Source organism: Kitasatospora sp. NPDC048239, assembly GCF_043202015.1.
Taxonomy (GTDB): Bacteria; Actinomycetota; Actinomycetes; order Streptomycetales; family Streptomycetaceae; genus Kitasatospora.
The window spans coordinates 145,104-159,240 of record NZ_JBICZP010000009.1 but is presented as its reverse complement, the minus strand read 5'-3'; the positions used below and the strand labels follow the sequence as shown (position 1 = coordinate 159,240).

At 74.6% G+C, this 14,137-nt stretch carries 9 protein-coding genes; 3 read left to right on the top strand and 6 right to left on the bottom strand.

Annotated features, from left to right (window positions below):
• Positions 1-83: 83 nt before the first annotated feature.
• Positions 84-812, bottom strand: coding sequence for a TetR/AcrR family transcriptional regulator (locus ACGFZP_RS24385; RefSeq protein ID WP_392936638.1), 729 nt, complete (start codon positions 810-812; stop codon positions 84-86).
• A gap of 241 nt (positions 813-1,053) precedes the next feature.
• On the opposite strand from ACGFZP_RS24385, the gene ACGFZP_RS24380 reads away from it, so the two are divergent.
• Positions 1,054-2,649: an MFS transporter gene (locus ACGFZP_RS24380; RefSeq protein WP_392936637.1), complete on the top strand. Its 1,596-nt coding sequence runs from the start codon at positions 1,054-1,056 to the stop codon at positions 2,647-2,649.
• A 7-nt stretch (positions 2,650-2,656) separates the two neighbouring features.
• On the opposite strand, the gene ACGFZP_RS24375 is transcribed toward ACGFZP_RS24380, so the two are convergent.
• From ACGFZP_RS24375 to ACGFZP_RS24365, 3 genes are all read right to left on the bottom strand, one after another.
• Positions 2,657-3,586, bottom strand: coding sequence for a lysophospholipid acyltransferase family protein (locus ACGFZP_RS24375; RefSeq protein ID WP_392936634.1), 930 nt, complete (start codon positions 3,584-3,586; stop codon positions 2,657-2,659).
• The gene (locus ACGFZP_RS24370) at positions 3,583-4,488 is read right to left on the bottom strand and encodes a GNAT family N-acyltransferase (protein ID WP_392936631.1); all 906 of its coding nucleotides are present in this window, start codon (positions 4,486-4,488) and stop codon (positions 3,583-3,585) included. The genes ACGFZP_RS24375 and ACGFZP_RS24370 overlap by 4 nt, the downstream gene beginning before the upstream one ends.
• 283 nt (positions 4,489-4,771) lie before the next feature.
• The gene (locus tag ACGFZP_RS24365; RefSeq protein ID WP_392936628.1) at positions 4,772-6,151 is read right to left on the bottom strand and encodes a serine hydrolase domain-containing protein; all 1,380 of its coding nucleotides are present in this window, start codon (positions 6,149-6,151) and stop codon (positions 4,772-4,774) included.
• Between the two features lie 302 nt (positions 6,152-6,453).
• Between ACGFZP_RS24365 and ACGFZP_RS24360 the strand changes: the two genes are divergently transcribed.
• Together ACGFZP_RS24360 and ACGFZP_RS24355 are read left to right on the top strand one after the other, a co-directional pair.
• On the top strand, positions 6,454-6,672 hold the full coding sequence (locus ACGFZP_RS24360) for a hypothetical protein (RefSeq protein WP_392936625.1): 219 nt from the start codon (positions 6,454-6,456) through the stop codon (positions 6,670-6,672).
• A gap of 74 nt (positions 6,673-6,746) precedes the next feature.
• Entirely contained in the window at positions 6,747-8,420 is a 1,674-nt protein-coding gene (locus ACGFZP_RS24355) for a carbohydrate binding domain-containing protein (protein WP_392936624.1), read from the top strand.
• A gap of 117 nt (positions 8,421-8,537) precedes the next feature.
• Here the strand turns inward: ACGFZP_RS24355 and ACGFZP_RS24350 are convergent, their stop codons facing one another.
• Positions 8,538-9,872, bottom strand: a complete 1,335-nt coding sequence (locus ACGFZP_RS24350) for a M1 family metallopeptidase (protein ID WP_392937004.1) — start codon at positions 9,870-9,872, stop codon at positions 8,538-8,540.
• Positions 9,873-9,946: 74 nt separating this feature from the next.
• Positions 9,947-13,894, bottom strand: a complete 3,948-nt coding sequence (locus ACGFZP_RS24345; RefSeq protein ID WP_392936621.1) for a Pls/PosA family non-ribosomal peptide synthetase — start codon at positions 13,892-13,894, stop codon at positions 9,947-9,949.
• Positions 13,895-14,137 lie beyond the last annotated feature (243 nt).

Genomic DNA, 14,137 nt, shown 5'->3' with positions numbered 1-14,137 from the left:
GCACCTCCTGGTACGAACGGACGGGACGTCAGGGAGGCTACCCGTCCCGCTGTGGCGGCGTCGACCAGGATTCCGACGGGGGTTCAGGGCCTGTTCCGGGCCTGCGTGGCCTCAGTCGTAAGGGCCGTCCCGCGGCGGTCGGGCGGCAGCAGGCCGGCGAGCCCGTCGAGGATGCGTTCGAGGCCGAAGTCGAACCGGGCGTCCATGGCCGGCTCGGTGAGGTCGCCGGCCAGTGCCACCAGGTTGGGGAAGGCCTCGGGCGGCAGGGCGCGGAACCGCTCGCCGGCGGCGGCGGCGATCTCGCCGCGGCTGGTGCCGCTGGTCTCCTCGGCGGAGATGGGGGACTGTTCCTGGAGTACGAAGCCCTGCACGTAGGCGCCCAGCAGATAGGTGGTCATGGCCGCGTCGGCGTCGGAGAATCCGGCCTCGCGCAGCCGGTCCAGCTGCTCCTCCATGAGCCGCAGCAGATGTGGGCCCGGGGCGAGGCGGCCGGCGACCACCTTGGCGGCGTCGCGCCTGTCCAGCAGCAGACGGCGGTAGCGGCGGCTGTACTCCAGGAACTGGCTGCGCCAGTCGCCCTCGCGCGGCGGCTCGACGGCGTGGGCCATGATCTCGTCGTTCAGCAGGTCGAGCAGCTCCTCCTTGTTGCGGACGTGCCAGTAGAGCGAGGCCGCCTTCACGCCCACCTCGGCGGCGACCTTGCGCATCGACAGGCCCGCCAGCCCGTCCCGTTCCAGCACCCGTAGCGCGGCCGCGGCGAGTGCCTCCCTGGTCAGGGTGGGCTGGGTCTGGCCCTGGTCGTCTGCCGCCATGGGTTTTTGCTCGCCTCCCGCGACTCCGGGAAGCCGCCACCCGCGGCCCGGGACCTCGCGGTCGCGGGACCCCAAGGCTCTGCGGTCCCGCGACTCCGGAGCGCCCGTGCCTCCGGGCCCCGCGCCTCACCGATCCCGCGGTCGCGGGAATCCCACTTGCAATCTAACACCGTTAGGGACACTCTGTCCGTGCCGGTTCGCCCCTAACAGTGTTAGGGGCTCGAAGGATGGAGGAGTACCGATGGGGTCGAGCGCTCTGCGCAAGCGGCTCGCACTGGCGACGCTGTGCGTCACCATGTTCATGTCCATGCTGGACAACGTCATCGTCAACATGGCCCTGCCGAGCATCGGGCAGGATCTGGACGCCGGGATCAACGGTCTGCAGTGGGTGGTGGAGGGCTACAGCCTCGTCTACGCCGCCCTGGTGCTCACCGGCGGCGCGCTCGGCGACCGGTACGGCCGCACCCGGGTGTTCCGCCTCGGGCTGGCGCTGTTCACGGCCGGATCGGCGGCCGCCGCGCTCGCCGGGACGATCGGGCTGCTGATCGCCGCCCGGATGCTCCAGGGAGTCGGCGCCGCGCTGCTCACCCCGGGGAGCCTGGCGATCCTGCGGCACGTGTTCACCGACGAGCGCGAGCGCGCCCGGGCGATCGGCCTCTGGTCGGCCGTCTCCGCGCTCGGCCTCGCGGTCGGGCCGGTGATCGGCGGACCGGTGGTGGAACACCTGGGCTGGGCCGGGGTGTTCTGGATCAACGTCCCGATCGGGCTGGCGGGGCTGGTCCTGGCGGGCCGGTCGCTGCCGGTCATCGCCCCGCGGGAGCGGCGGATCGACCTGGCCGGCCTGGCGCTGTCCGCCGCGGGCCTCGGTGCACTGGTCTACGTCCTGATCGAGGGGCCGTCCCGGGGCTGGGCCGACACCCGGGTGCTCGCCTGCGCACTGGTGGCAGCCCTGCTGCTGTCGGCCTTCGTCCTGCTCGAACTGCGCCTGCCCGAACCGATGCTGGAGCTTCGGATGTTCCGCGACGGCGTCCTCGGCGGGGCCCTGCTCAGCGGCTTCATGGTCAGCTTCGGGATGTTCGGCACGATGTTCTTCCTCCCGCTGCTGATGCAGGGCGTCCTGAAGTGGTCACCGACCGATGCGGGGTACGCGGGACTGCCGATGGCGGCGATGATCGTGGCCGCCGCCCCGATCGCGGGGCGGCTGACCAGCCGTCACGGCCCGCGGCCGCCGATGGTGATCGGACTGCTGCTCTGTGCGGCCGGACTCGGCGGGCTCTCCCTCCACGGCGACCAGGCCCGCTACCCGGAGTACCTGTGGACGCTGTTCGCGATGGGTCTCGGCATGGGGATGACGTTCACCCCCGTCTCCATCGCCGTGCTCCAGCGGGTCGCGCCCGCACAGACCGGGATGGCCTCCGCGACCATCAACACCCTGCGTGAACTCGGCGGTGTGATCGGCGTCGCCGCCCTCGGCGCGATCCTGACCCACCGCCTGACCAGCACCCTCACCGGCTCGCTGGAGCGGCTGGGGGTCCCGCCCGGCACGGTCGGGCGGGCCACCGACTCCCTGGCCGGAGCCGGAGCCGGAGCCGGAGGTGGCGCCGGCGCGGGAGCAGGGCACGGTGGCGGGGCAGCGCTCCCCGGCCCGGTGCAGGCCGCCGTGGACGGCGCGTTCGTCGACGGCGTGCACCTCGCGCTGCGCTGCGGATCGGCCGGGCTGGCGGCCACCGCCGTCCTGGTCGCCGTCCTGCTGCGCCGGGCGGGCCGGCCCGTGGCGACGGCGCCGGACGGCGGGGGGTCGCGCCCGGCGCGCTTGGTGGGCGGCAGGTCGGGCTGACCGGGGGTCACCGCCCACCCGCCTCCACGGCGGCCTGGGCAGTGCGGGCCAGGTCGCGGCGGGCCCGGCAGCCGGGCCCGCCCCGCCCGGGCCGCTCCAAGGGGACCGGGATCGGCGGCAGGAACGTCACCTCTGCCACCAGCCCGCGGACGGCCAGCACCCGGGCCAGTGAGTTGAGCAGTCCGTCGTCCCCGACGAAGGCGGCCGCGCTGGTCGGTGACCCGTCGGCCAGCCGGTAGCGGATCGTCACCGGCTGGACGGCGGCGCCGGCCTGGACCGCGGCCTGGAACAGCGCGGGGCGAAAGCGCCCGCTCTCCTTGCCGCACCAGGTGGAGCCCTCGGGGAAGACCACCACCGGGTGGCCGGCGTGCAGGGCGGCGGCGACGGTGTCCACGGCGGCCGGGAGCGCGCGCAGCCGGTCGCGGTCGAGGAAGACCGTGCCGCCCCACGCCACCAGCGGTCCGAGTACGGGCCAGCGTCGCACCTCGGTCTTGGCGATCGAGCGGCCGGGCTGGCGGGCCGCGATCAGCGGGATGTCCAGCCAGGAGACGTGGTTGGCCACCACCAGCACCCCGGTCGGGGCACCGCCGCTCGCCACGCCCGTGCCGGTGCCTCTGCCCGCGTCCGTGCCGTTGCCCCCGCCCCCGCCCGTGCCCGTGCCCGTGCTCGCGGCTGGGGCCGCAGCCGCGCCCGGGTCCGGACCGAACCGGACGGTGACCCCGAGCGCGCCGAGCAGGGCCCGGGCCCAGGACCGGACCAGCAGGTGGCGCGGCCCACGGGGGAGGGCGCGGACCGGCGGGACCAGCGCCAGGCCGGTCAGCAGTACGACCAGGAAGGCCGCCAGCCGCAGCACCCGCCGGGACCGGGCCACCACCGGGCCCGGCTCGGTGAGACAGGTCCGGGGCGTGCAGGTCGCCGTCGGCAGCCAGACGCTCACGAGCCCGTTCCTGGCTGAGCGGCGGCCCCCGACAGGAAGTGCCGCAGGTAGCGGGGGTCGGTGCGCTCCAGCGAGAGCAGCACGTACAGGTCGGCGGTGGCGAAGTCCGGGTCGTGCGCGGGGGCACCGCAGACCCAGGCCCCCAGTCGGAGGTAGCCGCGCAGCAGCGCGGGCAGAGCGGCCCGCTCGGCGCGCGGCACACCGGTCGGGTCCCACGGCCGGTGCGGTGTCACCCGGTAGCCCTCGGGGGCGAGGTGCTTGGCGCTGACGGTGTCCCAGACCCGTGCGGCGGTGGCACCGCCGTCCTCCAGCGGGATCGAGCAGCAGCCCCCGACCCAGGTGTGGCCGGTGTCGGCGAGGTAGCGGGCGATGCCGCCCCACATCAGGTTGATGACGGCGCCGTTGCCCCGGTGGTCGGGGTGGATGCAGGACCGGCCGAGCTCCACCAGGTCGTCGCGGATCGGGGCCAGGCCGGCCAGGTCGAACTCGCTGTCGGAGTAGAGCCGCCCGGCCCGCCGTGCGGCCTCCGGGCGGAGCAGGCGGTAGGTGCCGACCACCGGGCCGTCCTCGCCCTGGCGGACCAGCAGGTGGTCGCAGTACGCGTCGAACGGGTCGACGTCCAGGCCGGGCAGCGGGCTGTGCAGCACGGCGCCCAGCTCGGCCGCGAAGACCTGGTGGCGCAGCCGCTGGGCGGCGCGTACGTCCTCCTCGTCGCGCGCCAGCGAGACCGTGTACGCGGCCGGGGCCTGGAGCGCGGAGGCCTGGAGCGGGGGCACCTGCGGAGCGGCCGGCTGCAGGGACGGGGGCTGGGTGATCGGCGACCGGGCCGGGCGCGGGGCGGGTACCGCCGCGAGGTGGCCGGGGGCGACTGCGGGCGGAGCGTACGTGGGGACGGTGGTCATGGCGGACCCTCCAGGGCAGTACGGACGGCGGTGCCACGGATCCGTCGTGGCATCGGCCCGGTTCGCGCGGTGGACGGGCGCGCGAACCGGTATCCGTATGTTTTTCCGAGCCGGCTGGCATTCACGTTGCGGCTCGGCGGAGGGAAGATGTGCAACTGCTGAATGGGGCCACCCGGCGTTTTCCGGACACCTGCCGGGTGTCAGGGCGCCGTCATATGCTCCGCTGCACGGGGTGGAAGGGTGCGGAAACCGAGCTCCGGCACGGCCGGGCCCGGGGCGCGGCTCAGTAGGCGCGCCACCCCTGCGGGTCCATGCCGCCCGGCACCGCGTCGGCCGGGCCGTACGGTTCGCGGGTGAACACGAAGGTGCCGAGGTCCAGGTGGCTGGCCGACCCGTCGGCCGCCCGCACCACGCGCAGCGTCTCGCCCGCGTAGTAGTTGTCCAGGCCGGTCCAGGTGCCGTCCGGCTCGGCGCGGAAGCGCGAGCCGCGGGCGCCGGGCTTCGACGGTGCGAGCTCCAGGGCGCGGTCGGCCAGCAGCCGCAGGGTGTGCGGAGCGGCACCCCAGTACCACGGTCCGGTGAGCGCGAGCAGCTCCTCGTCCACGGAGGACAGCGGCCGCCACGGCTCGGGCAGCCGCGGCTCGTGCTCGGCGGTGACGCGGATCAGCTCCGCCGCGAGCTGCTGGGCGCTGGCGCCGGAGGTCGCGTTGCTGAGCGCGATGGCCGCCAGACCGTCCGACTCGCTGACCCAGAGCCCCGCGGTGAAGCCCGGCATCGAACCGGTGTGACCGTACAGCACGCGGCCGTCGCGGTTCGCCAGCTGCAGGCCGAGCCCGTAGCCGCTGGACCAGTCGGCGCCGTCCGGGCCGACCGCAGGCCGGCGCATCTCGGCCAGCGTGTCGGCGGCGAGCACCTTGCCGTCGCCGCCGGCCAGGAAGGCGGCCCACCGGGCCAGGTCGGTGACGGTGGACCAGAGCTGGCCGGCCGGGCCCAGCAGCCCGGTGTCGGTGAGCGGCTCGGGCAGCATGACGTCGGCCCAGGGGTGGACGGCGAAACCGCCGGCGTGCGGGTGCTCGGGCAGCAGCGTGGTGCGGTCCATCCCGAGCGGCGCCAGCACCTCGCGCCGCAGCACCTCGCCCCAGGGCTCGCCGCGCAGCCGCTCGACCAGGGCGCCGAGCAGGGCGTAGCCGGGGTTGGAGTAGTGGTGGCGCCGCCCGGTCGGGTGCTTGAACTCCCGCCCCGGCTCCAGGATGTCGTCGAGGTGAGGGCGCAGCGAGCCGTCGGTCCGCTCCCACCAGGGCCCGGGGGTCTCGGCGGCGAGGCCGCCGGAGTGCGAGAGCAGCTGGGCGACGGTGACGCCGCCGGCCGGGGTGCCGGGCAGGTGGCGCTCCAGCGGGTCGGCGAGGTCGAGCAGGCCCTCGTCGCGCAGCCGTAGCACGAGGACGGCGACGAAGGTCTTGGTGAGCGAGCCGATCCGGTACTGCACGTCGGCGGTCGGCGCATGACCGTCGATCATGCTGCGGGCCCCGCTCCAGACCAGTCGGCCGTCCCGGACCACCGCGGCCACCATCGAGGGTGTGCGGCCCTCGGCCTGTGCCACCGCGACCTGGTGCAGCAGGGCGCGGCGGGTGGTGGGGAGGAGCTCGTCGTACTGGTCGGTCATCTGATCCTCTGAATTCTTCGGTGGAGCGACGGAACGGCCGGGCGCGGGGGTCCGTTGCCGACCCCGGTGGCGGTCGACGCCCCGCGCCCCCTCAACCTACGTCCGCCGTCTGCAGGGCTCCACCCCTTTCTGTCGGGCCGGCCCCGACGGCCTCACCGCCCGCGACCGGGTGCCCGCCGCCCTCGACCCGGTGCGCGAACCTTCCGACGGGGCACCCGTCGCCACCCCTCAGGCCTGGCAACACACGGGCGGCTTTACGGTGAGTGGTTCATCGGCCACCGGACAGTAGCCTCGGCTCGACCATGACCGGCCGGCTCGCCTTCCGCGCTGTCCGCCCGCACGCGGTCGCGCCGGCTGCGCCCGCCGCCGCGCACATCACCGCGACCTTCGCCGCGCGTGCCGCCGCGCTTGTCGCAGTCCACCTCGCAGTCCGCCCCGCCGCCCGCTCACCGCCCGCCCCGCCGCCCGCTCACCGCCCGCCCCGCCGCCCGCTCACCGTCCGCTCGCCGGACGGTACTTGACAGCATGAATTGGTCCAGTCCATTTTAGGCTCCTCCCCGCACCTCCGCCCCCACACCCCCACTGGAGGTCACCGGTGCACAAGCGCACCCGACTGCCCGCCGCCGGCGCGGCCGCCCTGCTCGCGGCCGCCGCCGCGTTCACCGCACCGACCGTCGCCCACGCGGCGAACCAGCTCACCAACCCCGGCTTCGAGACCGGCTCGCCGGCCGGCTGGTCCTGCTCCGGCGGACTCGGCTCGGTCGTCTCCACACCCGTCCACGGCGGGTCCAAGGCCCTCGCCGGAGCCGCCAGCGCGAGCGACAACGCCAAGTGCACGCAGACCGTCGCCGTCCAGCCCAACACCACCTACTCGCTCTCCGGCTGGGTCCGCGGCAGCTACGTCTACCTCGGCGTCACCGGCGGCGGCTCAGCCTGGACCTCCGCCGCCGACTACACCAAGCTGACCGTCTCCTTCACCACCGGCGCCACCCAGACCAGCGCCGAGGTCTACGTCAACGGCTGGTACGGCCAGGGCACCTACTACGCCGACGACCTGAGCCTGGACGGCCCCGGCGGCGGCACCCCCACCGACACCCAGGCACCCACCACCCCCGGCAACCTGCGCAGCACCGGCAAGTCCGCCACCAGCGTCACCCTCGCCTGGGACGCGGCCGGCGACAACGTCGGGGTGACCGGCTACGACGTGTACCAGGGCGGCACCAAGGTGGCCACCGCCACCGGCACCACGACCACCGTCAACGGCCTGACCGCCGCGACCGCGTACAGCTTCACCGTCAAGGCCAGGGACGCGGCCGGGAACACCTCCGGATCCTCCGCGGCGCTCGCCGTCACCACCGACACCGGCGGTGGCGGCACCCCGACCGGCTTCAAGCAGGCCGCGCCCTACCTCTACAACGGCTGGGGCAACCCGCCCGCCGCGACCACCGTCATGAACGCCACCGGCATCAAGTGGTTCACCATGGCGTTCATCCTCGCGCAGAACGGCTGCAACCCCACCTGGGACAGCGAGCGCCCGCTGCTGAACGGTGTCGACCAGGCCACCGTCAACGCCGTCCGCGCGGCCGGCGGGGACATCGTCCCCTCCATCGGCGGCTGGAGCGGCAACAAGCTCGGCCCCAACTGCGCGACCACCGCCGACCTCGCCGGCGCCTACCAGAAGGTGATCGACGCGTACGGCCTCAAGGCGATCGACGTCGACATCGAGAACACCGACGAGTTCGAGAACACCGCCGTCCAGGACCGCATCCTCGGCGCCCTCAAGATCGTCAAGCAGAACAACCCGGGGCTGCGCACCATCCTCACCTTCGGCACGGACACCACCGGCCCGACCTACTACGGCAACCGGCTGATCGAGCAGTCCAAGGCGCTCGGCGCGGACATCGACGTCTTCACCATCATGCCGTTCGACTTCGGCAACGCCTCCACCGACATGTACGCCGCCACCGTCAGCGCCGCCGAGGGCCTGAAGGCCAAGCTGAAGTCCACCTTCGGGTGGGACGACGCCACCGCCTACGCGCACGTCGGCATCTCCGGCATGAACGGCCTCAGCGACAACAGCGAGGTCACCACCGTCCAGAACTGGACCGCGATCCGCGACTGGGCCAACAGCCACCACATCGCCCGCCTCGCCTTCTGGTCCGTCAACCGCGACCGCGGCTGCGCGGGCGGCGGCCTCCAGGAGACCTGCTCCGGCATCGCCCAGAACGACTGGCAGTTCACCTCCATCACGGCCGGCTTCACCGGCTGACACCGCGTCCGGGGGCGGGCATACGCGCGCCCGCCCTCGGACGGATCGTCATACCGCCTTCACGGATCGGTCCGGCCGGGACGGGGTCGTCCCGGCCGGACCATTCTGCTCGCGGGGTCAGACGGCGGGCCGCAGTGGCGGCAGCGCGGGCTCCCTCAGCCAGGCGTCGAACAGCGCGTCCAGCGGGGCCTCCGTGTAGCGGGCGGCGTGGGTGCGGAAGTCGGCGGTGGCGACCACGCCGTGCCGGTGGATGGTGGCCCAGTCCCTCAGCATCGGGAGGAAGGCGGCGTCGCCGAGGGCGGTCCGCAGCGCGTGGACGGTGAGGCCGCCGCGCTGGTAGAGCCGGTCGTCGAACATCAGCTTGCGGCCGGGGTCGCCGAGCCGGAGGTCCTGCGGGAGACCGCTGAGCAGGGAGTGCGCGGCGGCGGCGTGGGTGGCGGCGGACGGGCCGCCGGTGTGCTCGGACCAGAGCCACTCCGCGTACTTGGCGAGGCCCTCGTTGAGCCAGATGTGGCTCCAGTCGGCGATCGACACGCTGTTGCCGAACCACTGGTGGGCCAGCTCGTGGGCGATCAGCCGCTCGCGCCCCCAGCCCCCGCCCAGGTGGTTGGTGCCGAAGGTGGCGACGCCCTGGGCCTCCACGGGTACGTCCAGCTCCTCGTCGGCGACGACCACCGTGTACTCGCCGAACGGGTACGGGCCGAAGGCCCCCTCGAAGAACGCCATCATCTGCGCCTGCCGGCCGAACCCGGCCGTGAACTCCCCGACCAGCCGCTCCGGGACGTAGCCGGTCTGCGGGACGGCCGGGCGCTCGGCGAGCGGCACGGCCTGGTAGGGGCCGATCGAGACGGTGACCAGGTAGGGCGAGGTCGGTGCGGACTGCTCGTACACCCAGGTGGTGCTGGACGCCCGGGTGGTGCGGGCCAGCAGCCGGCCGCCGACCACCACGGTGTACGGGGACGGCGTGGTGACGGCTATCTGGTAGGTGGCCTTGTCGGCGGGCCGGTCGTTGCACGGGAACCAGGAGGGCGCGCCGACCGGCTGGCTGGCGACCAGCGCCCCGTCGGTCAGCTCCTCCCACCCCAGCCCGCCCCACGGGCTGCGGACCGGCCGCGGGTTGCCGGTGTAGTGCACCTCGACGGTGAACGCGGCGCCCGCGGCGAGCGCCTTGACCGGACGGATCCGCAGCTTGCCGGCCCGGTGGGTGTAGCGGGCGGCCTTGCCGTCCACCAGCACCCGGCCGATCCGGAACTCCGCGAGGTCCAGCGCAAACTCGGGCAGGGCCACGCGGGCCACCGCGCTGAGCCGGGCCGTGCCGCCGAGCCGGTTCGGGCCGGGGCGGTAGTCCAGCGCGAGCTCGTAGCGGTGGACCCGGTAGCGCTGGTCCCCGCTGTTGGGGAAGTACGGGTCCGGCGCGGCGGTGCGGTGCGGCGCGGCATGGTCGGGGTTCACCGGACGGGATTTCACCGGGTCGTACTCTTCCTGGGCGGTCGGGGCGACGGGCGCGGCGGGGGCGGGTGGGGCGGTCACGACGTGGGCTGCCACGCCTCGATCGGGTTGCCCAGCCACCGCGTGTCGGCGGGGACGGACTCGGCGCGCATCACCAGCGAGGCCGGGCCCAGCGTGCTGCGCGCGCCCACCGTGCTGCCGGGCAGCACGATGCCGCCCGGGCCCAGGGTGGCGCCCTCGCGGAGGATGACAGTATCCATCCGCATGATCCGGTCGTGGAAGAGGTGGGTCTGCACCACACAGCCCCGGTTGATGCTGACCCCGTCCCCGAGGGTGACCAGGTCCGCCTCCGGCAGCCAGTAGCTCTCGCACCAGACACCCCGCCCGACGCCCGCACCGAGCGCCCGCAGCCAGAGGTTCAGCACCGGGGTACCGGGCACGGAGCCCACCAGCCACGGCACCGCCAGCACCTCGACGAAGGTGTCCGCGAGCTCGTTGCGCCACACGAAACCGCTCCACAGCGGGTGCTCCACCGCCCGGAACCGCCCGACCAGCAGCCACTTCGCCGCCACCGCGACCGTGCAGGCCGCCAAGCCGGCCGCCAGCAGCACCAGGCCCGAGAGCAGCGCGGCCGCCAGCGGCGACCAGCCGGCGGCCAGCCAGGACAGCGCCGCCAGGGTCAGCGCACCGAGCGCGCCCGAGGCCAGGACCGGCAGCAGCCGGGCCACCTCGACCAGCCCGCGCGCCCAGAGCAGCCGGGTCGGCGGCTCGTACGTCAGGCTCTGGTCCGCCTCGTCCGCCGAACGCGGCAGCCGCATCGGCGGCATACCCAGGTAGGAGCTGCCCTTCTTGGCCTTCTTCGGCGTCGCCGACAGCACACCGACCAGACCCCGGGCCGGCACCGCGCGCCCCAGCGCGGTCATCCCCGAGTTCCCGAGGAACGCCCGGTCACCGACCTTCGACTCGCCGAGGCGCACCCAGCCGCCGCCCAGCTCGTACGGGGCGATCAGGGTGTCGTCGGCCAGGAACGCGCCGTCGCCGACCGTGGTCAGGCTGGGCAGCGCCAGTACCGTGGACACCTCGGCGCCGCGGCCGACCTTCATGCCCAGCGCCCGCAGCCACAGCGGCGTGACCAGACCCGCGTACAGCGGGAAGAGGACCTCCCGCGCCTGGTCCATCAGCTGGGTGACCGTCCAGGCCTGCCAGCCGACCCGGCCGTGCAGCGGGTGCACCCCCGTGGTCAGACCCAGGCTGAGCAGCCGCACCGCCGCCACCAGCTGCGCCGCGTACAGCGCGCCGTAGACGAGGGTGGCGGGCACCAGCGCGAGCAGGGCGCCGCCGAGCGCGGCGGCGAGGTCGTCACCGGGCCGGACGAACCGGGCGACGACGGCGAGCGACGCCAGCGCGGGCAGCACCGGCAGCAGGCCGAGGGCCGTACCGCTGGCGCCGTACAGCGCGGCGAAGCGGGCCCGGCGCGGCGGGCGCTCCTTGGGCCAGGTCCGCTCGGCCCGGCCCAGCTTGACCGCGGGCGCGCCGCCCCAGCGCTGGCCGGTCGGAACCTGCCCGGTGACGCTGGAACCGGGTACCACCTGCGCCCGCTTGCCCACCCGGGCGCCGGGCAGCAGCGTCGAGCGCGTCCCCACCACGGCCCCCGAGCCGACCTTGACCTGGCCGACCTCCAGCCGGTCGCCGTCCAGCCAGTACCCGCACAGGTCGACCTCGGCCTCCACCGCACAGCCCCGGCCCAGCTTGAGCATGCCGGTGACGGGCGGCAGCGAGTGCAGGTCCACCTCCTCGCCGACCTTGGCGCCCAGCGCCCGCGCGTAGCGCACCAGCCAGGCCCCGGAGAGCGCGGTGGCGCCGCTGACCTCGGCGAGCCGCTCGGCGGCCCAGAGCCGCAGGTGCATGGAGCCGCCGCGCGGGTGTCTGCCGGTCCGCAGCCCGCGCAGCAGCAGCCGGGCGCCGCCGGCCGCGATCGCCAGCCGGCCGGGCGGGGTGAACAGCGCCAGCGCGCCCGCGCCCACCGCCCACCAGGAGGCGGTCGGCGCCCACGGGTAGTCGCCGAACCAGGTGAGCACGTTGCCCAGCGCCAGCAGGGCGACCGTCCAGCGCAGCCCGACCACGGTGAACAGCGGGATCAGCAGCAGCAGCTGGAGCAGCTTGGCCCTGGTCGGCACGAGGGCGATCGTCCGCGCCTCGCCGCCGTCGGCGGCCGAGCGCTCCAGGTGGCGGGCCAGCTTGCGCAGCGTCGGCTGCTGGTAGATGTCCAGCACGGCGGCGTTCGGGTAGCGGGTGCGCAGCAGGGTGGTGAGCCGGGCGGCGGCCAGGCTGCCGCCACCGACGGCGAAGAAGTCGTCGCGCGCGCTGGTCACCGGCACGCCCAGGATCTCCGCCCACTGCTCGGCCAGCCAGGCCTCGGTGCCGTACAGCTGCTCGCTGGGGCCGGCCGTCTCCAGCTCGGGCAGCGGCCAGGGCAGGGCGGCCCGGTCGACCTTGCCGGAGGTCCGGGTGGGCAGCGAGTCGACGGGGGCGAGCAGCGGCACCAGGGCGGCGGGCAGCTCGGCGCGCAGCCGCTCGACGGACTGCTCGCGGTCCCAGCCGTCCTTCGTCACCAGGTAGCCGACGAGCAGCTGGTTGCCGCCCCGCGCGGTGCGGACCGCGGCGGCCGCGCCGGCCACGCCCGGCAGCGCCTGGAGCGCCGCGTCGACCTCGCCCAGCTCGATCCGGCGGCCGCCGAGCTTGATCTGCTCGTCGGTGCGGCCGAGGAACAGCAGCCCCGCCGGGTCCGCCTGGACGAGGTCGCCGCTGCGGTAGGCCCGCTCCCAGCCGAGGGAGTCGAGCGGTGCGTACTTCTCCGCGTCCTTCACCGGGTCCAGGTAGCGGGCCAGGCCGACGCCGCCGATCACCAGCTGGCCGGTGTCCCCGACCGGGACGGGACGCCCCTGCTCGTCGACCACCGCGAGGTCCCAGCCGTCCAGCGGCAGACCGATCCGCACCGGGCCGTCGCCGGTCAGCAGGGCCGCACAGGCGACCACGGTCGCCTCGGTGGGCCCGTAGGTGTTCCAGACCTCGCGGCCCTCGGTGACCAGGCGCTGCACCAGCTCGGGCGGGCAGGCCTCACCGCCGAAGATCAGCAGCCGGACCTCGTTCAGCGCCTCGGCGGGCCAGAGTGCGGCCAGCGTCGGGACGGTGGAGACCACGGTGATCTCCTGCTCGGCGAGCCACGGGCCGAGGTCGGCGCCGCTGCGCACCTGGGAGCGGGGGACGGGCACCAGGCAGGCGCCGTAGCGCCAGGCCAGCCACATCTCCTCGCAGGAGGCGTCGAAGGCGACGGAGAGCCCGGCCATCACCCGGTCGCCGGGGGCGATCGGCTCCTCCTGGAGGAACAGCGCGGCCTCGGCGTCCACGAAGGCGGCGGCGTTGCGGTGGGTGACGGCGACGCCCTTGGGCTTGCCGGTGGAGCCGGAGGTGAAGATGATCCAGGCGTCGTCGGCGGGGGTCGGCCGGTAGCCGGCGGGCACCGCGGTCCGGTCCGTGCGGGTGGCGGTCAGCGCGCGGTCCGCCCCGAGCACGGCGGCGACGGCGGCCTCCTCGAAGACCAGCTGGGCGCGCTCGTCCGGGTCCTCGGCGTCCACGGGCACGTAGGCGGCGCCTGCGGCCAGTACGGCGAGGATCGCGATGTAGAGGTCGTTGGTGCCGGACGGGACGCGGATGCCGACCCGGTCGCCCGGGCCGATGCCCGCGGCGGCCAGCCGGCCGCGCAGCTGCTCGACCTCGGCGGCGAGCGCCCGGTAGCTGAGGACGGTGCGGCCGTCGTCGAGGGCGGGCTCGTTCGGGTGGGCGCGGACGGTGGCGTCCAGGACGTCGACCAGGGTCCGCGGGGCGGGAGCCTGGCGACCGGGGAAGAGGGCCTGCCCCGCCGGGGCACTGGGCTCCGCGGGGGCACTGGGCTCCGCCGGGGGCGTGTCCTGCGCCGTCCCGGCGTGGACCGGTTCCGTCTCGGTGTGGATCGGTTCAGCTGTCATGGCAGACCGTGCGCTCCTCGTCCTCGCCCCGTTCCGACCAATGCCCGGTCCCTGGGGGCGGTGGGAGCACACGCCTGATCGGGTGACCCCACTCCGGGGCCGGAGCGGACAACCCGACCGATGGTAGCCCTGGGTGATGAACGGCGAACTACCCGACACTCCCGTCAACTCGGTCTGGAATGGCCGAATCTGACGATCCATCAGTGAATAACTGAGCATTGGTCGGCCGGAAGTGACGGAATG